A 21,424-nucleotide genomic window follows, 5' to 3' on the forward strand; every position below is an offset into this window, starting at 1 on the left:
GCGGGAGGATCACTCGGCAGGGGCGAGGGCGGACCGGCCCCTGGCGGAGAGATAGGTGAGCGCCGTCACGCCGAGGCCGATCAGGGCCATCAAGGCCGCGGCGAGCGGAACGCGGGTGAGATCGAAGCCGGCGTCGATGACCAGGCCGCCCACCCAGGCGCCGAGCGCATTGCCGGTATTGAAGGCGCCAATGTTGATCGTCGAGACGAGGTTTGGTGCGTCCTTGCCGAAGCCGACGACGCCGACCTGAAGCGCCGGTACGGCGGCAAAGCTTGCCATTGCCCAAAGGAAGAGGGTGATTTCGGCCGGGATGAAGAAGCGGCTCGTATAGCTGAAGGCGATCGAAGTGATGGCGATCGCGGCGAAGACGCCGGCAAGCGTTGCGCCGAGCCGCCAGTCGGCAAGCTTGCCGCCGACGAGGTTGCCGATGGTCAGCCCGATGCCGATCAGGAACAGCGTCCAGGTGACGCCTTCCGGTGACACGCCGGTGACGTCGCGCAGCAGCGGCGCGATATAGGTGAAGAGGGCGAACATCGAGGCGGCGAAGAAGACGGTCGTGGAGAGCGCCAGCCACAGGCGGCCACTCCTGAGTGCTGCGATCTCGCGCAGGATGCTGCCGTTTTCCTGCTGCTTGTCCCTGGGCAGGATGGCGATCAGGCCTGATATGGTGACGATACCGATGACGGTGACGACGCCGAAGGTGGCGCGCCAGCCATAGGCCTGGCCGATCGCAGTGCCGAGCGGCACGCCGAGAACATTGGCAAGTGTCAGGCCGGTAAACATCAGCGCGACGGCGCGGGCCTTGCGATCTTCGGCAACGAGGCCGGCGGCGACCACCGAGCCGATGCCGAAGAATGCGCCGTGGCAAAGAGCTGTCACGACACGGGCGATCATCAGCACCCAGTAGTCGCTCGCCAGAGCGCAAAGCAGGTTGCCGGCGATGAAGAAGGCCATCAGCGCAATCAGGGCGGTGCGGCGCCTCAGCTTCGCAGTCGAAATCGCCATCACAGGGGCGCCGATGGCGACCGCCAGGGCGTAACCGGTCACCAGCCACCCGGCCTGCGGGATGCTGACTGAGAGATCGGCGGCGACCTCCGGCAACAGACCCATGATGACGAATTCGGTGGTGCCTATCGCAAACGAGCTCAAGGCTAGAACGAGGAGGGCGAGGGGCATTCTAAAGGTCCTGCGTCAGTTGCTTGAGGAAGGCGGCAATGGTTTCTTCGTTGCGCTTGTAAAAGATCCACTGGCCGACGCGTTTGGTGGTGACGAGGCCTGCACGATGCAGCGTCCCGAGATGGGCCGAGACCGTCGACTGCGACAGGCCGCAGCGCTCGAACTGGCTGGCGCAGACGCCCATTTCGAAAGGATGCTCCTGCGAGGGGAAATGCTCCTCGGGACTTTTCAGCCAGTTCAAAATGTCCATCCGGGTGGGATGGGCGAGCGCCTTGATAATTTCGTCTTTGTCCATCGTCGTTCGCCGAACTATAAATCGTCTCTGACCGATATATCGATCGTCAGGCTTCGATATGCAAATCACGGAGGCGTGAGGCGATGGATTTTTATTGAATGAGCAAATTTTGGGCAAAAAAAGAGGGCCACCGGAAAACCAGGGCCCTTATAATTGTGAAGGTCAAAAAACCTCCAGAGGGGAACAGCTAATGCGGTGGTACTGGGAGAGAAACCACAAGATGCATCAGCTGAGAGGGATATGGTGCTTCCTTGAGCAGGTTTCAATGCTTTTTTGTGCATGTCTGCTATGCGCCGCACAAATTTTTTGCGGTGCGGCATTACGCTGAGGAAGAAAGGCAAAAAAAAGAGGGCCTCTGGAAAACCAGGGCCCTTATAAGTGTGAAGGTCAAAAACCTCCAGAGGGGAACAGCTAATGCGGTGGAACTGGGAGGAAAAGCCACCATGTGCATCAGCTATAAGCGATATGGTGGTTTATTGGGCAAACGGCAACCCTCATTTGTGCATGCCAGTCATGCACGTTCTGCATAGTCGGCAATTCATCAATAAAACCGGGCTCAAAAGTTCCAGTTTCTGGCCTTGCTGACGATAAAATCGCGGAAGGCCTTCAGTTTGGCGGCGTTCTTGATCTCGTCGGGATAGCAGAAATAGGTGTCGAAGGAAGGGACGTCGGCATTGATTGCCAGCTGAATCAAGCCTGGGTCGCGGCCGACGATGTAATCCGGCAGGCAGGCGACGCCGATGCCGAGCAGGGCGGCGCGCTTGATCGAGGTCTGGCTGTTGATCTGCAGATGCGGAATACGCTTGTTGTCGGACGAGCGGCCGGCGACCTCAAGCCAGTTGACATCGAGCAGGTAACTCGGTGCCGGCTCGCCGAAGGTGATGATGCGGTGATTGTCGAGATCCTCGACCTTCTGCGGCTCGCCGTGGCGATTGATGTAGGACGGGGCCGCATAGACGTGCATGTGCACGGTGAAGAGTTTGCGCTGGATGAGGTCGGATTGCTGTGGCTGGCGCAGGCGGATCGCGCAGTCGGCATGACGCATGTTCACATCCACTTCCTCATTGTCGAGGATCAGCTGGATCTGCACATCGGGATAGAGCTGCAGGAATTCCTGGATCTTGTCGGTCAGCCAGCCCTGGCCGAGGCCGACCGTCGTGGTGACGCGCAGCTTGCCGGATGGCGTCTCGGTCGTCTCGGTGAGCTGCATCTTCACGGTTTCGAGCTTCAGCAGCACGTCATGGGCGGTGCGGTAAAGCAGCTCGCCCTGTTCCGTCAGAATCAGGCCGCGTGCATGGCGGTGAAACAGCTTGGTGCCGACATCCTGCTCCAGCGCGCTGACCTGGCGGCTGATGGCGGATTGGGACAGATGCAGTTTATCCGCCGCATGCGTGAACGAACCCGCCTCGGCAGCTGCGTGAAAAATACGCAGCTTGTCCCAATCCAATGGCATTCCCCCACCCCTCATGCCGATCTTACTCCGCGGCCACGGCGACGGGCATGTGGCCCGTCAGATATCGCTCGGCTTCAAGTGCAGCCATGCACCCCAGCCCGGCGGCAGTGATCGCCTGGCGGAACGTATCATCCGTCACATCGCCCGCGGCATAGACGCCGTCCAGGCTCGTCGCAGTCGAATCCGGCGCGGTCCAGAGATAACCATTATCCTTCAGCTTCAGCTTGTCCTTGAAGAGCTCGGTGGCGGGCGCATGGCCGATAGCGACGAAGACGCCATCGATCACCATCTCGGTGATCGTGCCGGTTCTGACGTCGCGCAGGCGCGCCCCGGATACGGATTGCGGCATCGGCGGCTTGGCCGGCGTGCCGGTAATCTCAGCCACTTCGGTATTCCATAGAACCTTGATATTGTCCTTGGAGAACAGGCGTTCCTGCAGGATCTTCTCGGCTCGGAAGAAGTCGCGGCGGTGCACTAATGTGACCGACTTGGCGATGTTGGAGAGATAGAGCGCCTCCTCGACGGCGCTGTTGCCGCCGCCAACCACGATCACATCCTTGTTGCGATAGAAGAAACCGTCGCAAGTGGCGCAGGCCGAAACGCCGAAGCCCTGGAAATGCTGCTCGCTCTCGATGCCGAGCCATTTGGCCTTGGCGCCGGTGGCAATGATCAGCGTATCGGCGGTCCAGACCTGGCCGCTGTCGGTGCGGGCGACGAAGGGGCGCTGGTTCATGTCGACTTCGGTCACGAGGTCGTTGACGATCTCAGCGCCGACATGTTTTGCCTGCTGCAGCATCTGTTCCATCAACCAGGGACCCTGGATCGGATCGGCAAAGCCCGGATAGTTCTCGACATCGGTGGTGATCATCAACTGGCCGCCCTGTTCGAGACCGGCGATCAAAACCGGTTTCAGCATGGCGCGCGCGGCATAGACCGCGGCAGTATAGCCTGCAGGTCCGGAACCGATGATGAGCACCTTGGTATGGCGGGCGGGCATGTCATTTCCTTTCGACTGGCAGGAGGGCGGCGGCTAGATAGCGATTGCGGCCGTTTCGCGTCCCTGCGCCATTTATGAACGTCCAATGCTTTTATTCAAGGGCAGCCTTGCGTTACCAACAAGGCAAATCGCCCGATGTGCAAGAATCCGTCATCGGCGTGAAACTTTCTTGCGTATTCCGCGGCTTTATATAGAAGCTCCCCGCGGAGAATTAAAGAAAGGCAATGATGTGGGTCGTGCGGAACTCGACGTCATCGATATAAAGATCCTCCGGGAGCTGCAGGCCGATGGCCGCATGACCAATGTGGAGCTTGCCGATCGGGTCGGCATCTCGGCGCCGCCTTGCCTGCGCCGGGTGCGCAAGCTCGAGGAAGCCGGCATCATCGAGGGCTATCACGCGATGCTGAACAGCCCGAAGCTTGGCTTCGACCTCGTCGCTTTCTGCATGGTCGGCCTCAAGCACCAGTCGGAAGGCAATCTCAAGGCCTTCGCCGCCGCCACCGCCGAATGGCCGCTGGTGCGCCAAGCCTGGATGGTCTCCGGCGACAGCGATTTCCTGCTGCATTGCGTGGCGGAGAACCTCACACGTTTCCAGGATTTCGTCATTGAGGTACTGACGGCGAACGAACATGTCGATACCGTGCGCACCATGTTGACGATCCGGCAGGTGAAGAAGCTGGGACTGGTGGAGGTCTAACACCACCTCGGTAGAGCAAACGCCATCGCCAATTACTTGCGTGATATATAGCCTCCCCGATTTATTCCGTGGCGCTGGAGTTTGTCGTAAAACGTCTTTCTCGGAATGCCGAGCGCCTCGATGGTGCGGCGGACGTCGCCGCCATTGGCCGACAGCGCGTCGCGAATGATCTCCGCCTCGTAGCGCTCCAGCCGTTCGGGAAGCGTCGCATCCGTCGGCTGCGGAGCGACCGCTGCCGTTCCTCCGCCTTCCACGCCAAGCACCACGCGTTCGGCATAATGCGAGAGTTCGCGGACATTGCCCGGCCATGGGTGCGAGGCGAGATGCCGCCGCACATCCGGTGAAAGCGGCGGGACATCGCGACGGAAGCGCTCGGCGGCGCGAGCGGCGAAGTGGGAAAACAGCAGCGGAATATCGTCGCGGCGTTCTCTCAGCGGCGGAATGGAGATCGTCACGACATTCAGCCTGTAATAGAGATCCTCACGAAAATCGCCGCGCACCGCGGGATCCCCAAGGTCGATCTTGGCCGCCGCGACGACGCGAAGATCGACCGGACGCACCTCATTGGTGCCAAGCGGCGTGATCTCACGCATCTCCAGCACCCTCAGCATCTTGACCTGGGTGGCGGCCGGCATGCTTTCGATCTCGTCGAGGAAAAGCGTGCCGCCGCTTGCATGTTCGATGCGGCCCGTGCGGCGCTTCTGGGCGCCGGTAAAGGCGCCGGCCTCGTGGCCGAACAGTTCGCTTTCGATGACGGTTTCGGGCAGGGCGCCACAGTTTAGCGCCACGAAATTGCCCTTCCTGCGGTGGCTCCACTGATGCAAGAGCTGGGCAACCACTTCCTTGCCGCTGCCCGTTTCGCCGGCGACGAGCACGTCCACATCGGTATCGGCGATATGGCGAAGAATCTTTCTGAGGTTTTCCATGACAGGCGTCTGGCCGATCAGCGGCAAATTCTCCTGCGCATCTTCGGCTGCCTTCCGCAGCATGCGGTTCTCCAGAACAAGCCGCCGCTTCTCGCTTGCGCGACGCACGCTCTGGACCAGCCGATCGGCTGCGAAGGGCTTGGCGATGAAATCATAGGCGCCGTCCTGGATCGCCTGAACGGCCATGGGAATGTCGCCGTGGCCGGTCATCAAGATCACCGGCAGGTCGACATCCATGCCCTGAAGCGTGGCGAAGAGCTGCAGTCCGTCGATCTCCGGCATGCGGATATCGGTGACGACGGGGCCGGCAAAGTCCGCCGGCAGATCCGCCAGCGCGGCTTTCGCACCGTCATAGGCGGAAACGGAAAATCCGGCGAGTTCGAGCGTCTGGGCGGTGGCGCGGCGAAGGTCCTTGTCGTCGTCGATCAGCGCAACAGGCATCAGTGTGTTCATGACCTCAAGCCTTCCTCAGCTGAACGATGAACCGGGTACCGCCGCTGTCGCTTAAAACCTCCATCCGGCCGCCATAGTCGCCGATGATATCCTTGGAGATCACCAGGCCGAGGCCGAGGCCGCTTTCCTTCGAGGTGTTGAACGGCGTGAACAAGCCCTTGCGGATTTCCGGCGGGATGCCGGGACCGTTGTCGGCGACCGTCACCGTTATCATCCCTGCATCGGTGGATGTTCTGACCTCGACGCGACCCTCTCCGGCCTTCGGCGCCACCGCCTCGAGGGCGTTTTGAAGCAGGTTGATGAGCACCTGCTCGAGACGAATCCGGTTTCCCATCACCTGCAGTTCGTCGGGCGGCAGGTCGATGTCGAGCGTATCCATGCGGCCGGCAAACCGGCTGCGCAACAGCATCACCGCGCCCTCGATGACGTCCTTCAATCCGGTTGGTTCGGCGCTGCCTCGGCCTTTGCGGGCAAAGGTCTTCAGCTCCTCGGTGATCGAACCTATGCGCTCCGTCAGCGCCGCGATGCTTTCGAGGTTTTCGCCGGCGGGCGCCGTCTGGCCGCGATTGAGGAAGGTGCGGGCGTTATCCGCATAGGCACGAATGGTTGCCACCGGCTGGTTGATCTCATGGGCGACGCCGGCTGCCACCTGACCCAGGATGGCCAGTCGGTTGGCCTGCACCAGATCCTGCTGCACCGCCTGCAATTTCTGCTCCGTGCTCTTGTGGCCGACGATTTCAGCCTGCAGCCGGTCCCGCGCCTGGCTGAGATCCAGCGTCCGCTCGGCGACGCGCCGTTCCAGTTCCTCCCGAGCCCGCTGTTCGCTGGAGATTCGCAGGCTGATCACATGGCGACGGCGCAACAGGAAGGCTGCTGCGGCCAGCAGCGGCAGGAGTATCAGCAATGCCAGCATGCGGGCTTCACGAATCCCCGCATCGACGGATGGTCCGAGTGCGACGAGATGCTGCAAATGCCAACCGGTCGCCGGCACCGACGTTGCGACATCGAGAAACCTGGTTTTCTCGGCATCGCCGGGCATGACGATCCCGACGACATCGAGCCCGTCACCGAGGTCTCGAACCATGTCGAGCGGCAGGGGTTGAAGCGGCGCATCGCCGAATTGAAGGCTTTCGCGGATCGCCGTCAGCCGGTCCTCGGCGATCCGGCCGATCGTCATGAACCGCCATGACGGAATACTGGTGATGAGGACAATGCCGCGCTCGTCAACGACGTAGGACGGGGTGTTGGAGGCATTCCAATCCGCCTCGACGTCGTCGAATTCGACCTTGACCACGACGACGCCCAGCAGGCCATTGCTGCCCGAAATCCGCTGGGAGATATAGAGGCCCGGTTTCTTGCTGACCGTGCCGAGCGCGAAGTGCTCGGCCTGTCCTCGTTCCACCGCCCCCTGAAAATACTCGCGGAAACGATAGTCATTGCCGACGAAGCTCGTCGGTTCGCGCCAGTTGCTGGCCGAAACCGCCATGCCGTCCTTGTCGATGACATAGATGACGGCAGCCTTCGTGCCCGCAGCCAGCATTTCCAGTTTCTGACTGAGCCGCTCGAACGCGCCGGCATCGTTTCCTGCTAGTGCGGCGGCGAGTGCCGCGTCCTGCGACAGCACGAAGGGAAGCGCCCGATATTTTTCGAGAACCGTGCGCAGCAAAGCCGCATTCAGCCTTGCATCCATGCGGGCCTGTTCCTCGAGGGCAGCCTGCGCCCGGTGCCGGCCAATCTCGCCGCTGGCCCATAGGCCTGCCACGACAGCGAGGAGGGCGAGCACGGCATAGGCCCACCACATCCGCCGGATGCGGTGTTGCAGGGGCAGGGAAGGCCACAATTTCTGCGACACGGACATGGCGGATTTGTGCACTTTTCTGCACGAAACGCAAATGGATTTGTGCGGATTTCCGCATTGCTTAATGAGGTAGCAGAAGCCCCGCAAATTTTTATGAAATGAATTCAACGTGTTGATGGCCGACGCAAAACTGGCACAACGATTGCGAAGAACTTGGCAACAACGGCTGAGCTGTTGGACTTGAAGCGAACGGCTCGGGAGGCCGGAGTTCGTTCCGGACGAGCCATTAGGAGGACATCATGATCGCAGCACCACTCGACGCAGTCGCAGGCAGCAAGGGCAAGAAGCCCTTTTATACCCATCTATACGTTCAGGTTCTCGCCGCCATCGCCGCCGGTATCCTGCTCGGGCATTTCTATCCCGAATTCGGCATCCAGCTGAAGCCGCTCGGCGATGCCTTCATCAAGCTCGTCAAGATGATCATCGCGCCGGTCATCTTTCTCACGGTTGCGACCGGCATTGCCGGCATGAGCGATCTGCAGAAGGTCGGCCGCGTCGCTGGCAAGGCAATGCTCTATTTCCTGACATTCTCGACATTGGCGCTCATCATTGGCCTGATCGTCGCCAATGTCGTTCAGCCCGGCGCCGGCATGAACATCGATCCGGCCTCGCTGGATCCGGCCGCCGTTGCCACTTTTGCCGCGAAAGCGCATGAGCAGAGCATCGTTGGCTTCCTGACCAACATCATCCCGACGACGATTGTCGGCGCTTTTGCCGATGGCGACATTCTGCAGGTGTTGTTCTTCTCGGTGCTCTTCGGCATCGCACTCGCCATGGTCGGCGAAAAGAGCGAACCGGTCGTCAACTTCCTCAATGCCCTGACGGCGCCCGTGTTCAAGCTCGTCGCCATCCTCATGAAGGCTGCCCCGATCGGCGCCTTCGGCGCCATGGCATTCACCATCGGCAAGTACGGCGTCGGGTCGATCGCCAACCTCGCCATGCTGATCGGCACCTTCTACGTCACGTCTCTGCTCTTCGTCTTCATCGTTCTCGGCGCAGTCGCCCGCTACAACGGCTTCTCGATCGTGGCGCTGCTGCGCTACATCAAGGAAGAGCTGCTGCTGGTCCTCGGTACCTCGTCTTCGGAGGCAGCACTTCCGGGACTGATGAACAAGATGGAAAAGGCCGGCTGCAAGCGCTCGGTCGTCGGCCTCGTCATCCCCACAGGTTATTCCTTCAATCTTGACGGCACCAATATCTACATGACGCTGGCAGCGCTGTTCATTGCCCAGGCAACCGGCATTCAGCTTTCGTGGGGTGACCAGATCCTGCTGCTGCTGGTGGCGATGCTGAGCTCCAAGGGTGCCGCAGGCATCACCGGCGCCGGTTTCATCACGCTTGCCGCGACGCTCTCCGTCGTGCCATCCGTGCCTGTCGCCGGCATGGCGCTCATCCTCGGCATCGACCGCTTCATGTCGGAATGCCGGGCACTGACCAACCTCGTCGGCAATGCGGTTGCGACGATCGTCGTGGCACGTTGGGAAAACGAGCTGGATACGGTGCAGCTCGCCGCCGCACTGGGCGGCCAGACCGGCGAGAGTGCTCCCGCCGCCGGGCTTCAGCCGGCTGAATAACTGACCGGACTGTCCGCAGTCCTAAAATCCTGAAACGGCCCGTTATCCGGCGGGCCGTTTTTCTTTTCCGATTTAGCCGCGGTTGCCGCCGAGAAGGCTGTTGTAAACGGCGCCGATCGCACTTACTTCCTTCTCCAGTGCAAAATTCGTCCTGACGTGCCGTAGGGCATTCTCGCCATGCGCGATCGCCAGAGCGGGATCTGCGATATAGGGCTCGATTGCCCGCGTCAGCGCCTCGCCATCGCCGGCGGCGACAACGCACCCCGTCTCGCCCGTGACGATGAGCTCGGCATAGGCGCCAGCGTCCGATGCCACCACCGCTGTGCGCGAAGCCATGGCTTCGAGCGGCGTCAGGCCGAAACCCTCGTTGCGGGAAGGGGCGACGTAAAGCGTCAGGCGGCGATACCAGACTTTGATGTCAGGCACTTCGCCGAGGAAGAGGATACGGTCGCTGAGCCCGGCGGCCGCGACATCCGTTTTAAGTTTGTCGCCAAATGTCGTGTGCTCGGCCGTCACCCGGCCGGAGACGACCGCCGTCCACTCGGGGTGCTGCGGCAGCAGTTCGATCATCGCCTGGACGAAAAGATCGGTGCCCTTCTGATGGCGCACGCGGCCGAAGCAGCCGATGAGATGGCGGCCCGGCAGGCCGGTGGCGGCGATGCCGTCCTCCGCAGTTTCCGGCGGATGGAACAAGGCAAGATCGACGCCGTGCTGGATCACCGCGTGCGGCACGTCGAGGAACGAGCCGGATCGATCGCTGGTCGCGATGACGGCGTCCATGCGACGGATCAGCCATTTCGTATAGGCGGTGTGGCGGCGTTGCGCGGCCGAGGTGAAGAGAAGCTTCAGCGGCATACGCAACAGATGGCGCAGCAGGATGCCGACGGCCATCTCGTTGTTGCGGCGGGCGTGCCAGACACGCTGGCGCCGGCGCGCCGGCGGGCGCCAGAGGCCGAGGAGCTGCCGTCCCTTAAGTTTCGGCAGGTCCTCCGGCAGGCCGGGGCCGAGTGTCGCGATCTTGATGCCGAGCCGGATCTGGCACGGGATGAGCTGGACGATGGTCGACGTGACGCCGGAGAGCCGGCGCTTGAAATTGGGCGCGATAATCTCGACGTCACGAATATCCGGCAAGGGAGGGGGCTCGCGGCTGGCGGGCGATCAGCCCCAGGAAACCTGAAGGATTTCGTAGGCCTTGGAGCCGCCGGGCGCATTGACCTCGATGGAATCGCCGACTTCCTTGCCGATCAGAGCACGGGCGATCGGCGAAGAGATGGAGATGCGGCCGGCCTTGACGTCGGCTTCCTGGTCGCCGACGATCTGGTAGGTCTTTTCTTCGTCGGTGTCCTCGTCGATGAGCTTCACCTTGGCGCCGAACTTGATCTTGTCGCCCGACATCTTGGTGAGGTCGATGACCTCGGCGCGCGCCGTCAGGTCTTCCAGCTCGCTGATGCGGCCTTCATTATGGCTCTGAGCTTCCTTGGCGGCGTGGTATTCGGCGTTTTCGGAAAGGTCGCCATGGGCACGGGCTTCGGCGATCGCCTCGATGATTCGAGGGCGCTCCTCCTGCTGACGCCAGCGCAGCTCTTCCTGCAGCTTGACGAAACCGCCCGGTGTCATCGGTACCTTTTCAACCATTTTTCTGTCCTTCAATCCTCGTATCCGCACAATCAGCGGCGAACACAAAAGAAAACAGGTCCCGAAGGGGAGCTTCGGAACCGTGCCACAATCTTAGTCGGACGCTTATAGCAGATCGCCAAGGCCGATTTCCAGAAAATTCGCATAAAAGAAACGCGGCCCGCCCCGATATCGGGAGGTGCGGCTTGAAAATGGGCAGAAATCACATCGCCTTGATTGACTCTACCTATAAGAACATATAGTGAACATACTAATGAAGAAGTCGCTCACAGAACGCTTGGCCATCCTTTCCGATGCCGCGAAATATGACGCTTCCTGCGCTTCCAGCGGCACGGTGAAACGTGATTTCCGGGGAAGCGGCGGGCTCGGTTCGACCGAGGGATCCGGCATCTGTCATGCCTATGCCCCGGACGGGCGGTGCATTTCGCTTCTGAAAATACTGCTGACCAATTTCTGCGTCTACGACTGTGCCTATTGCGTCAATCGCTCGTCGAGCAATGTCGAACGGGCGCGCTTCACACCGGAGGAGGTCATCTGGCTGACGCTGGAATTCTACCGCCGCAACTATATCGAAGGGCTGTTCCTTTCCTCTGGCATCATTCGGTCGTCCGATTACACGATGGAAGAGATGGTCCGCATCGTTCGCGAACTGCGTGTGAGCCACAATTTCCGCGGCTATATCCATCTGAAGTCTATCCCTGAGGCCTCACCGCGTCTGATCGAGGAAGCGGGGCTTCATGCAGACAGGCTGTCGCTGAATATCGAATTGCCGACGGATAACGGCATCACACGCTTTGCACCGGAAAAGCAGCCTGCCAATATCAGGCGATCGATGGGGGATCTGAGGCTGAAGATCGAGGCCGCGGGCGAACCGACGCTCAGGACGAAGAAGCGTCAGCGTTTTGTGCCGGCCGGTCAGAGCACGCAAATGATCGTCGGCGCCGATGGCGCGAACGACGCAACGATCCTTGCGACCAGCGGCCGGCTTTACAGCAGCTACGGCCTGAAGCGCGTCTATTATTCCGCCTTCAGCCCGATCCCGGACTCGTCGAAAAATCTGCCGCTAATCAAGCCGCCGTTGATGCGCGAGCACCGGCTCTATCAGGCCGACTGGCTCTATCGATTCTACGGTTTCGGCATCGACGAGATCACCGCGAACCAGGCGGGAGGCATGCTCGATCTCAGCCTCGATCCCAAACTTGCCTGGGCGCTCGCCAACCGGGCCGAATTTCCCGTCGATATCAACAAGGCCGAGCGCGAGCGGTTGCTGCGTGTGCCCGGTCTCGGCACCAAGACAGTCAAATCGATCGTTTCGGCGCGGCGTTTTCGCCGGTTGCGGCTCGACGATCTCCAGCGGCTCGGCGTTTCGATCAAGAAGGTTCAGTCCTTCATCTCGGCGGAAGGCTGGTCGCCGCGCCGATTGATCGACCGCCCCGACCTTCGCGCTATGTTCGAACCGCAACCCGAACAATTGTCGTTGCTGTGATGCGCCGGGTCGTGCTGGCAGGACACGGGGAGCTTGCCGAATGGCGTGACGCCGCGCGCGCCTTCGCGGTCGCCGGCATCCTGCCGGAGGAGATCGAGTGGCGCGAAAAACGCGCTGAGCCGGGTTTTGCGTTTCAACACGACGCCATGCCGCCTGCGTCTGCCGCAGCACGCAAGCCGATGACAGTGCCGCCCACCTTCATCGAGCTGGCAGAGACAGTTCTCTGCCATTCCGACCCGGCGCGCTTTTCCCTGCTTTACCGTCTGCTCTGGCGGCTGCAACTCGACCGGCAATTGCTTGAAGTGACCTCCGACGAGGACGTCGCCCGTGCCAGGCTGATGGCGAAAAACGTTCGGCGCGACGCGCACAAGATGACGGCTTTCGTCCGCTTCAAGGAGGTTGGTGCGGTATCGGCGGACCGTCGAAAATTCCTCGCCTGGTTCGAGCCAGATCACCATATCGTCAGGCGCACCGCGCCTTTCTTCCAACGGCGCTTCACCGACATGGACTGGCTGATCGCGACGCCCAAGGGGTCAGCCGCCTGGGACGGTGAGCGGCTGACGATGAGCGACGAACCGTGTGAAAAACCCAATCTCACCGATGCTACCGATGACCTCTGGCGCACCTACTATGCCAGCATTTTCAATCCGGCGCGGTTGAAGCTGAAGGCGATGCAGGCGGAGATGCCGAAAAAATACTGGAAGAATCTGCCGGAAGCCGATCTCATCCCTGGGCTGATCGCATCGGCGGAGAGCAAGGTGCGGGCCATGGCCGCACGGGAGGCAACCCAGTCATTGCCCTTTCACGATCGCCTGCAGGAAGCCGCTCGCAGCATTCCAGCTGAACCCGAAGCGCCGGCGGGCACGCTGGAAGCACTGCGAGCGGAAGCTGCCGCCTGCACCCGCTGCCCGCTTCATGCAAAGGCCACGCAAACCGTTTTCGGTGAGGGACCGGGCGATGCAGAGGTGATGTTCGTCGGCGAGCAGCCGGGCGACCAAGAGGATATATCAGGGCGCCCCTTCGTCGGTCCCGCCGGCAGGCTGCTGGACCAGGTGATCACTGAAGCGGGCATCGACCGCTCGACGCTTTACGTCACCAATGCCGTCAAGCATTTCAAATATGAGCCGCGCGGCAAGCGTCGCATCCATCAGAAGCCCAATATGGGAGAGGTGAAGCATTGCCGCTGGTGGCTCGATCTGGAGATGGCGCTGGTCAAGCCGAAGCTGGTCGTTGCCATGGGGGCGACGGCGCTTGCAGCGCTGACCGATACGAAGCAGCGGCTGCAGGATGTCAGGGGCAAGGCGATCGCGATCGACGAAAGGCGCACGCTCTTCGTGACAGTGCATCCGTCTTATCTGCTGCGTATTCCCGATGAGCAGTTGAAAGCGGATGAGCTGGCACGATTTCGCGAAGATATGCTGACAGTTCAGCGCCTTATGCTGGCAGTTGCATAAACTGATTCAGAAGTCGCCGGTGATGCCCAATGGCAAGGCTGGTACCATCGCTGATCGAGCGATGGCGTTCCGTATCTCAGGCGAAATAGCTCTGCAGCGGTCGCACTTCGAGATTGCCTGCCTTCAGCGCCTTGATCGCCTGGGCGGCGGCCTCGGCGCCGGCCATTGTCGTGTAGTAGGGCACCTTCTGCATCAGCGTCGCACGGCGCAGCGACTTGGAGTCCGAGATCGCCTTGTTGCCATCGGTGGTGTTGATGACGAGCTGGACCTGGCGGTTGCGGATCGCGTCCTCGATGTGCGGACGGCCCTCCAGCACCTTGTTGATCTTGGTGGCGGTAATGCCGTTTTCGGCGAGGAAGCGGGCGGTGCCGCCGGTTGCCAACACTTTGAAGCCCTGCTCGACGAGGATGCGGATCGCTGGCAGCACGCGCGGCTTGTCCGCGTCGCGGACGGAGACAAAGACCGTCCCATCCCGCGGCAGCTCGACGCCGGCGCCAAGCTGCGACTTGGCGAAGGCCAGCGCAAAATCGGTATCGAGGCCGATGACTTCACCGGTCGAGCGCATTTCCGGGCCGAGCAGCGTGTCGACGCCGGGGAAGCGGGCGAAGGGGAAGACGGCTTCCTTGACGGCGATGTGCTTCAGCTTGCGCGGATCGGGCTTTTCGCCATAGGCGGCGAAGGTCGCATCGAGTTTTTCGCCGGCCATGACGCGGGCGGCGATCTTGGCGATCGGCGCGCCGATGGTCTTGGCGACGAAGGGCACGGTGCGCGAGGCGCGCGGATTGACTTCGAGAACGTAGACGGTGCCGTCCTTGATGGCGAACTGGACGTTCATCAGGCCGCCGACATTGAGCGCCTTGGCCATAGCCTTGGCCTGGCGCTCCAGTTCGTCGAGCAGTTCGACCGACAGCGAGCGCGGCGGTAGCGAACAGGCGCTGTCGCCGGAATGGATGCCGGCTTCCTCGATGTGCTCCATGATGCCGGCGACATAGACGTCGGTGCCGTCGGAGAGGCAGTCGACATCGACTTCGATGGCGTTGCTGAGATAGCTGTCGAAGAGCAGCGGGTTCTTGCCGAGCAGGGTGTTGATCTGGCCGGTCTTGTCGTTGGGATAGCGCTGCTTGATATCCTCCGGCACCAGTTCCGGCACCGTATCGAGCAGGTAGCTCTGCAACTGGCCTTCCGAATGCAGGATCTGCATAGCGCGGCCGCCGAGCACGTAAGAGGGGCGAACGACCAGCGGGAAACCGATTTCGGTGGCGACCATGCGGGCCTGCTCCACCGAATAGGCGATGCCGTTGTTCGGCTGGTTGAGGTCGAGCTTCATCAACAGCTTCTGGAAGCGGTCGCGGTCCTCGGCAAGGTCGATCATGTCAGGCGCTGTGCCGAGGATCGGGATGCCGTTCTTTTCCAGCGCCTCGGCAAGCTTCAGCGGCGTCTGGCCGCCGAACTGGACGATGACGCCGACGACTTCGCCCTTTTCCTGTTCTGCCCGCAGGATCTCGATCACGTCCTCGGCCGTCAGCGGCTCGAAATAGAGCCGGTCCGACGTATCGTAGTCGGTCGAGACGGTTTCCGGGTTGCAGTTGATCATGATCGCCTCATAACCCGCATCCTTCAGCGCGAAGGCGGCGTGGCAGCAGCAATAATCGAACTCGATGCCCTGGCCGATGCGGTTCGGGCCGCCGCCGAGGATGACGACTTTCTTGCGGTCGGAAACCTCGGCTTCCGAGCGGGCGGCGCCGACGAAGGGCGTCTCATAGGTCGAATACATATAGGCGGTCGGCGAGGCGAATTCGGCCGCACAGGTATCGATGCGCTTGAAGACGGGGCGGACATTCAGGCTGTTGCGGAATTCGGCGACTTCCTTCGGGCGCTTGCCGGTCAGCGTCGCCAGGCGCGCGTCGGAAAAGCCCATGGCCTTCAGCATGCGCAGGTTGGCGGCATCATCAGGCAGGCCCTGCTCGCGGATACGGGCCTCCATCTCGACGATCGCCTTCAGTTCGGCGATGAACCAGGGGTCGATCTTGCAGCCTTCGTGGACTTCGGCTTCGCTCATGCCTTGGCGCAGCGCCTGAGCGACCATGCGCAGGCGATCGGGCGTCGGTGTGCCGATTGCAGCGCGGATGGCGTTCTGGCTGGATTCGCCCTCTTCAAAGCCGGGGATCTCGATTTCGTCGAGGCCGGTCAGGCCGGTTTCCAAGCCACGCAGCGCCTTCTGCACCGATTCGGCGAAGGTGCGGCCGATCGCCATGACTTCGCCGACCGACTTCATCGCGGTCGTCAGCACCGGCGAGGCGCCGGGGAATTTCTCGAAGGCGAAACGCGGGATCTTGGTGACGACGTAGTCGATCGACGGTTCGAAGGAGGCAGGCGTTGCGCCGCCGGTGATGTCGTTATCCAGTTCGTCGAGCGTATAGCCGATCGCGAGCTTGGCGGCGATCTTGGCGATCGGGAAGCCGGTGGCCTTGGAGGCGAGCGCCGACGAGCGCGAGACGCGCGGGTTCATTTCGATGACGACGAGACGGCCGTCCTTCGGATTGACGGCGAACTGGACGTTCGAGCCGCCGGTCTCTACCCCGATCTCGCGCAGCACCGCGATCGAGGCGTTGCGCATGATCTGGTATTCCTTGTCCGTCAGCGTCAGCGCCGGGGCAACGGTGATCGAATCGCCGGTGTGGACGCCCATCGGGTCGATGTTCTCGATCGAGCAGATGATGATGCAGTTGTCCGCCTTGTCGCGGACGACCTCCATTTCATATTCCTTCCAGCCGAGCACCGATTCCTCGACCAGCACTTCGGTGGTCGGCGAGGCATCAAGGCCACCGCCGACGATCTCGAAGAATTCCGAGCGGTTGTAGGCGATGCCGCCGCCGGTGCCGCCGAGCGTGAAGGAGGGGCGGATGATCGCGGGCAGGCCGACATGGTCGATCGCCTGGGCGGCGATTGCCATGGCATGGCTCATGTAACGCTGCTTGCGATCGCTCTCTCCGAGGTTCCACTGGTTTTCCAGCTCGTCCAGCGCCGTGTCGAGGTCGGGGCCGGAAAGGCTTTCACGCAGCTTGACGCGCTCGGCCTCGTGCGTCTTGCGGTCGAGGTCCTTGATGTCGGTGGCGTTCGCCAGCATCGAGCGCGGCGTTTCCAGCCCGATGCGGGCCATCGCCTCGCGAAACAGCGCACGGTCCTCGGCCATGTCGATGGCGGCGGGCTTGGCGCCGATCATCTCGACATTGTAGCGGTCGAGAACGCCCATGCGCTTCAGCGAAAGCGCGGTGTTCAGCGCCGTCTGGCCACCCATGGTCGGCAGCAGCGCATCCGGGCGCTCCTTGGCGATGATCTTGGCGACGACTTCGGGGGTGATTGGCTCGACATAGGTGGCGTCGGCAAGGCCCGGATCAGTCATGATCGTCGCCGGGTTGGAGTTGACGAGGATGACGCGGTAGCCTTCCTCCTTCAGCGCCTTGCAGGCCTGGGTGCCGGAATAGTCGAACTCGCAAGCCTGGCCGATGACGATCGGTCCCGCGCCGATGATGAGGATCGATTTGATGTCTTGGCGCTTCGGCATGGGTGCTTCCGTTTTCTGGCTGCGCAGAAAGCCGGCCAGGGTGGGAGATCACCGGGTCGGGTCGCGCATGCTGGGTCTTTTCAGGCTAGAAGCGGCTTATAGGCAAATGTATTTGCAAACGGAACCCCATAAATCGCGGAATCGACAGGAATCCAACACGGCACGAGAGACTATTTCCCGTCAGGCACGACCATCAGCCGGATTTCGCCGCCGCCCTGCTTCCGGAAGTGCGAAAGCGGGAGTCCCATCAAGCGTTTGGCGCGACTTTTTTACGTGAAGCGGCGGCGCACATCCTCGGCATAGCTGCGGCTGACCGGGATTTCCGTGCCGTCGCGGGTGAGGATCAGCAGCCTGCCATTGTCGCGTTTCAGGCTTTCGACATGGGCATCGGCCACCCAGTGCGAGCGATGGACGCGAAGGCCCGGCGTTGCGGCGGTTTCCCTCAGCGCATCGGCGAAACGCAAGAGCACCAGTTCGCGCCCGCGGCTGGTCACCACCTCGGTATAGTGGTCCTGGACGGAAAGGCGCAGCAGCGAGCCACGATTCTCAGGTTTCAGCCGGTCGAGGATCGTGGTTGCGGGGCTGGTTTCCTGAGGTGCTGCGGCTTCGGCGATTTTCTGGCTCATCGCCATATAGGTCAAAAGGCAGAAGAGGGCGCAGAGCGGCACCGCAAAAAGCGCGCGCTGCAGGCCGCTTTCGAGCGTGGTCGCTTCGCCGGCGAAGATATAGTCGACGAGGCCGATGGCAAAACCGATCGGCAGGGCGGCGGCGAGTGAACCGGCCATCATGCGGGCGAACATGGAAACGATCATTCCCCACAGCAGTCTTTCGGCCGTGACCGCGCAGAGAATGGCGATCGTCCAGGCAAGGGCATGCAGGGTCAGCCAGTAGGCGAGGCGTTCGCCGAAGGCCATGTTTTCCATCGTGCCGTAGGGGCCGGTGACGGCAAAGAGCAGGACGACCGCGGCAAAGGTTCCCCAGAAGCGCCGGGAGTGGAGAAAGACCTGCAATTCGCGAAACGTGGATTGCAAGAAGGGGTGAATCACGAAGTTTTCCTGCCGTTCGCGCGGTTCGGATTGAGGCAGATGGAGTCTTGGCGGAAACAGGGATCGAATTCAACCGGATGCCGCTCATGACCCTCGAACCGCTCCTCGACGCCCCGCTCGCCGTTCAGATCCATGTCACTGCTGTTGCGCCGGCGGCACTTCTCGGCGCCTATACCCTGCTGCGTCCCAAGGGCACGCCGCTGCACCGGCTGCTCGGCAGGATCTGGATGGCGCTGATGGTCGTGACGGCGGTATCGAGCTTCTTCATTCATGAACTCAATCTCTTCTATGGGTTCAGCCCGATCCATCTTCTGTCGATTGCAACGTTGTTCGGCAGCTGGAATGCGATCGCGGCGGCTCGTCGCGGCGATATCCGCCTGCACAAGCGCATCGTCGCCGGCCTTTATTTCGGCGGTATCGTCCTTGCCGGCCTGTTCACTTTCCTGCCTGGCCGGATCATGCATGCGGTCGTCTTCACCGGTGCGGAATGGCTGGCTGCGCTTGCCGCGGCGGTGATCGGCTCGATCCTGGTCGCGATCGTGCTGCGCCGCCGACGCGGGCGCCTGATTGCCCGATGAAGTCGCTGGAATTCCGGCCGCCGACGGATATATAGATTGCTTGAGTGCAAGCACGGGCGTTGCGGGGAGAGCGAAAATGGAATGGAGAGGCCGGCGTCAGTCAGACAATGTCGAGGATCGCCGCGGCGGTCCGACCGGCGGCGGTTTCGGCCGCGGCGGTGGCTTCAATTTTCCCTCCGGCGGCGGCGTTCGCCGCGCCGGCGGGGGCTTGAGCATCGGCACGATCATTTTCCTTGTCGTCATCTATTTCATTTTCAAGATGATGGGCATCGATCTGCTGCAGGTGCTCGACACCGGCGGCACGACGAGCGGTCCGGGCTATGAGCAGAGCCAGTCCGGCGGAACGCGCGCGCCCGCCAATGACGAGATGACCGCCTTTATGCGCACCGTCCTTGCCGAGACCGAGGATACCTGGCAGGGCATCTTCCAGGCGCAGGGCCAGAATTACGAGGAGCCGCGTCTCGTGCTGTTTTCGGGCGCGACGGCATCGGCCTGCGGCTCCGCATCATCTGCAACAGGTCCGTTCTACTGCCCGAGCGACCACAAGGTTTATCTCGATACCGAATTCTTCCAGGAGCTTTCCGACCGCTTCGGCGCGTCGGGTGATTTCGCCGAGGCCTATGTCGTTGCCCATGAGGTCGGCCATCACGTGCAGAACCTGCTCGGCATCCTGCCGAAGTTCAACCAGGCCCGCCAGCGCATGAGCGAGGCCGACGCCAACAAGATGTCGGTGCGCGTCGAGCTGCAGGCCGATTGCTTTGCCGGCATCTGGGGCAAATATACCCAGCAGAAGGGCCTGCTCGAGTCAGGCGATCTGGAGGAAGCGCTGAACGCAGCCCAGCAGATCGGCGACGATTCGCTGCAGAAGCGGTCACAGGGTTACGTCGTCCCGGAAAGCTTCAACCACGGTACCTCGGAGCAGCGGGCCAGATGGTTCAAGCGCGGCTTCGACAGCGGCCAACTGTCGGCCTGTGATACGTTCTCGGGACCGATTTGAGGAGAGATGAAGGGCGCATGGCACAAAGCACATCGCCCTTCTATCCTTGCTTACTTCTCGCTGTCCATGTGCTGCAGCATATGCTCGGGATAACGCCCACCCGCGGCGGCGTCTTTCGGCACGGCGCGTTCGATGACGGCGAAATCGTCCGGTGACAGGTCGACGGCGCGTGAGCCGAGCGCCTCGGTCAGCCGGTCGCGGCGGCGGGCGCCGATGATCGGGACGATATCCTTGCCCTTGGCGGCGACCCAGGCGATGGCGATCTGGGCGACAGAGACGCTCTTTGCCTCGGCAATCTCGCGCAGCTTCTCCACCAGAGCGAGGTTCTGCTCGATATTGCCTTCCTGGAAGCGCGGGCTGTAGGCGCGGAAATCGCCGGCCGTTCCGCCCTGGCCCTTCTGCCAGTGGCCGCTGATCAGGCCGCGCGAGAGCACGCCGTAGGCGGTGATCGAGATGCCGAGTTCGCGTGTCGTCGGCAGGATCTTTTCCTCGATGCCGCGCGAGATCAGCGAATATTCGATCTGCAGGTCGACGATCGGGGCGACAGCGGCGGCGCGGCGGATCGTGTCGGCGCTGACTTCTGACAGGCCGATATGCCTGACATAACCTGCCTTGACCATGTCGGCGATGGCGCCGACCGTGTCTTCGATCGGCACGTTCGGATCGAGGCGGGCGGGACGATAGATGTCGATATAGTCGACGCCGAGGCGCTGCAGTGTATAGCTGAGGAAGTTCTTCACCGCGACCGGGCGGGCGTCAATGCCGTTCCAGCCGCCGACGGGATCACGCAAGCCGCCGAACTTGACGCTGATGACAGCGTTTTCGCGCCTGCGGCCCTTCAATGCCTCGCCGATCAGCATTTCGTTATGGCCCATGCCGTAGAAATCGCCGGTGTCGAGCAGGTTGACGCCGGCAGCGAGCGCGGCATGGATCGTCGCGATGCTTTCTGCGCGATCGGAGGGGCCGTACATGCCCGACATGCCCATGCAGCCGAGGCCGATGGCCGAGACATCGGGTCCGGTCTTTCCCAAACGATAGGTCTGCATTGTCTTCTCCTTCTTCTGCGCCGTTTCTTCTGCGCCGCGGCGCGATTGCACATCCGCGCCGGGCGTCGTGATCGATGCTGCCTTTCTACCGCTTTCGCATTCGGGCGATAATCGGAGAGTTTCAAACAGGCTGTGCGGGGGAATGCACAATGACCGGTCTCTCTTGTGATCTGGATGCCGTCGCGACG

17 protein-coding genes are annotated in these 21,424 nt (G+C 61.8%); 6 read left to right on the forward strand and 11 right to left on the reverse strand.

The window, feature by feature from the left end:
* Positions 1-9 precede the first annotated feature (9 nt).
* From RWJ89_RS03300 to trxB, 4 genes are all read right to left on the reverse strand, one after another.
* Positions 10-1,176: an MFS transporter gene (locus RWJ89_RS03300; protein WP_168284012.1), complete on the reverse strand. Its 1,167-nt coding sequence runs from the start codon at positions 1,174-1,176 to the stop codon at positions 10-12.
* Position 1,177: 1 nt separating this feature from the next.
* Positions 1,178-1,471, reverse strand: coding sequence for an ArsR/SmtB family transcription factor (locus tag RWJ89_RS03305; protein ID WP_168284013.1), 294 nt, complete (start codon positions 1,469-1,471; stop codon positions 1,178-1,180).
* A gap of 556 nt (positions 1,472-2,027) precedes the next feature.
* Positions 2,028-2,924 (reverse strand): LysR family transcriptional regulator VtlR, encoded by an 897-nt coding sequence (locus RWJ89_RS03310; RefSeq protein WP_018446649.1) that lies wholly within the window; start codon positions 2,922-2,924, stop codon positions 2,028-2,030.
* A 22-nt stretch (positions 2,925-2,946) separates the two neighbouring features.
* Positions 2,947-3,921 carry a thioredoxin-disulfide reductase gene (gene trxB / locus RWJ89_RS03315; protein ID WP_065280788.1) on the reverse strand — a complete coding sequence of 325 codons (975 nt, stop codon included), beginning with the start codon at positions 3,919-3,921 and terminating at the stop codon, positions 2,947-2,949.
* 229 nt (positions 3,922-4,150) lie between these two features.
* Between trxB and RWJ89_RS03320 the strand changes: the two genes are divergently transcribed.
* Positions 4,151-4,618 carry an Lrp/AsnC family transcriptional regulator gene (locus tag RWJ89_RS03320; protein WP_003541645.1) on the forward strand — a complete coding sequence of 156 codons (468 nt, stop codon included), beginning with the start codon at positions 4,151-4,153 and terminating at the stop codon, positions 4,616-4,618.
* A gap of 32 nt (positions 4,619-4,650) precedes the next feature.
* Here RWJ89_RS03320 and RWJ89_RS03325 read toward each other — a convergent pair whose 3' ends face one another.
* On the reverse strand, positions 4,651-5,997 hold the full coding sequence (locus RWJ89_RS03325; protein WP_077978871.1) for a sigma-54-dependent transcriptional regulator: 1,347 nt from the start codon (positions 5,995-5,997) through the stop codon (positions 4,651-4,653).
* A gap of 4 nt (positions 5,998-6,001) precedes the next feature.
* Positions 6,002-7,870: an ATP-binding protein gene (locus tag RWJ89_RS03330; RefSeq protein ID WP_316030571.1), complete on the reverse strand. Its 1,869-nt coding sequence runs from the start codon at positions 7,868-7,870 to the stop codon at positions 6,002-6,004.
* Between the two features lie 224 nt (positions 7,871-8,094).
* Between RWJ89_RS03330 and RWJ89_RS03335 the strand changes: the two genes are divergently transcribed.
* Positions 8,095-9,429, forward strand: coding sequence for a dicarboxylate/amino acid:cation symporter (locus tag RWJ89_RS03335; protein ID WP_316030572.1), 1,335 nt, complete (start codon positions 8,095-8,097; stop codon positions 9,427-9,429).
* A 72-nt stretch (positions 9,430-9,501) separates the two neighbouring features.
* Here the strand turns inward: RWJ89_RS03335 and RWJ89_RS03340 are convergent, their stop codons facing one another.
* Together RWJ89_RS03340 and greA are read right to left on the reverse strand one after the other, a co-directional pair.
* The gene (locus RWJ89_RS03340; RefSeq protein ID WP_316030573.1) at positions 9,502-10,560 is read right to left on the reverse strand and encodes a glycosyltransferase family 4 protein; all 1,059 of its coding nucleotides are present in this window, start codon (positions 10,558-10,560) and stop codon (positions 9,502-9,504) included.
* Positions 10,561-10,587: 27 nt separating this feature from the next.
* Positions 10,588-11,064: a transcription elongation factor GreA gene (gene greA, locus RWJ89_RS03345; RefSeq protein WP_012758398.1), complete on the reverse strand. Its 477-nt coding sequence runs from the start codon at positions 11,062-11,064 to the stop codon at positions 10,588-10,590.
* Between the two features lie 253 nt (positions 11,065-11,317).
* Here greA and RWJ89_RS03350 point away from each other — a divergent pair, with 253 nt between their 5' ends.
* Positions 11,318-12,550 (forward strand): putative DNA modification/repair radical SAM protein, encoded by a 1,233-nt coding sequence (locus tag RWJ89_RS03350; protein WP_316030574.1) that lies wholly within the window; start codon positions 11,318-11,320, stop codon positions 12,548-12,550.
* Positions 12,550-14,004 carry a UdgX family uracil-DNA binding protein gene (locus RWJ89_RS03355; RefSeq protein ID WP_316030575.1) on the forward strand — a complete coding sequence of 485 codons (1,455 nt, stop codon included), beginning with the start codon at positions 12,550-12,552 and terminating at the stop codon, positions 14,002-14,004. Before RWJ89_RS03350 ends, RWJ89_RS03355 begins: the two co-directional genes overlap by 1 nt.
* A gap of 76 nt (positions 14,005-14,080) precedes the next feature.
* Here RWJ89_RS03355 and carB read toward each other — a convergent pair whose 3' ends face one another.
* Complete coding sequence (gene carB, locus RWJ89_RS03360; protein WP_316030576.1) at positions 14,081-17,569, reverse strand: carbamoyl-phosphate synthase large subunit; 3,489 nt, start codon at positions 17,567-17,569, stop codon at positions 14,081-14,083.
* A gap of 269 nt (positions 17,570-17,838) precedes the next feature.
* The gene (locus RWJ89_RS03365; RefSeq protein WP_316030577.1) at positions 17,839-18,615 is read right to left on the reverse strand and encodes a LytTR family DNA-binding domain-containing protein; all 777 of its coding nucleotides are present in this window, start codon (positions 18,613-18,615) and stop codon (positions 17,839-17,841) included.
* 47 nt (positions 18,616-18,662) lie between these two features.
* Here RWJ89_RS03365 and RWJ89_RS03370 point away from each other — a divergent pair, with 47 nt between their 5' ends.
* Entirely contained in the window at positions 18,663-19,193 is a 531-nt protein-coding gene (locus tag RWJ89_RS03370; RefSeq protein WP_168322857.1) for a DUF2306 domain-containing protein, read from the forward strand.
* A 76-nt stretch (positions 19,194-19,269) separates the two neighbouring features.
* Positions 19,270-20,190 (forward strand): KPN_02809 family neutral zinc metallopeptidase, encoded by a 921-nt coding sequence (gene ypfJ, locus RWJ89_RS03375; RefSeq protein WP_168329940.1) that lies wholly within the window; start codon positions 19,270-19,272, stop codon positions 20,188-20,190.
* A gap of 50 nt (positions 20,191-20,240) precedes the next feature.
* On the opposite strand, the gene RWJ89_RS03380 is transcribed toward ypfJ, so the two are convergent.
* The gene (locus RWJ89_RS03380; RefSeq protein WP_131664628.1) at positions 20,241-21,236 is read right to left on the reverse strand and encodes an aldo/keto reductase; all 996 of its coding nucleotides are present in this window, start codon (positions 21,234-21,236) and stop codon (positions 20,241-20,243) included.
* Positions 21,237-21,424: the final 188 nt, after the last annotated feature.

Origin of the sequence: Rhizobium sp. 10PS4 (genome assembly GCF_032464805.1) — a bacterium.
GTDB lineage: Bacteria > Pseudomonadota > Alphaproteobacteria > Rhizobiales > Rhizobiaceae > Rhizobium > Rhizobium laguerreae.

Bases quoted from the DNA above. Each gene is read 5' to 3' on its own strand.
- greA (WP_012758398.1), bottom strand. From the start codon at position 11,064: ATGGTTGAAAAGGTACCGATGACACCGGGCGGTTTCGTCAAGCTGCAG.
- carB (WP_316030576.1), bottom strand. From the start codon at position 17,569: ATGCCGAAGCGCCAAGACATCAAATCGATCCTCATCATCGGCGCGGGA.
- RWJ89_RS03335 (WP_316030572.1), top strand. From the start codon at position 8,095: ATGATCGCAGCACCACTCGACGCAGTCGCAGGCAGCAAGGGCAAGAAG.
- trxB (WP_065280788.1), bottom strand. From the start codon at position 3,921: ATGCCCGCCCGCCATACCAAGGTGCTCATCATCGGTTCCGGACCTGCA.
- RWJ89_RS03380 (WP_131664628.1), bottom strand. From the start codon at position 21,236: ATGCAGACCTATCGTTTGGGAAAGACCGGACCCGATGTCTCGGCCATC.
- RWJ89_RS03325 (WP_077978871.1), bottom strand. From the start codon at position 5,997: ATGAACACACTGATGCCTGTTGCGCTGATCGACGACGACAAGGACCTT.
- RWJ89_RS03355 (WP_316030575.1), top strand. From the start codon at position 12,550: ATGCGCCGGGTCGTGCTGGCAGGACACGGGGAGCTTGCCGAATGGCGT.
- RWJ89_RS03300 (WP_168284012.1), bottom strand. From the start codon at position 1,176: ATGCCCCTCGCCCTCCTCGTTCTAGCCTTGAGCTCGTTTGCGATAGGC.
- RWJ89_RS03305 (WP_168284013.1), bottom strand. From the start codon at position 1,471: ATGGACAAAGACGAAATTATCAAGGCGCTCGCCCATCCCACCCGGATG.
- ypfJ (WP_168329940.1), top strand. From the start codon at position 19,270: ATGGAATGGAGAGGCCGGCGTCAGTCAGACAATGTCGAGGATCGCCGC.
- RWJ89_RS03310 (WP_018446649.1), bottom strand. From the start codon at position 2,924: ATGCCATTGGATTGGGACAAGCTGCGTATTTTTCACGCAGCTGCCGAG.
- RWJ89_RS03350 (WP_316030574.1), top strand. From the start codon at position 11,318: ATGAAGAAGTCGCTCACAGAACGCTTGGCCATCCTTTCCGATGCCGCG.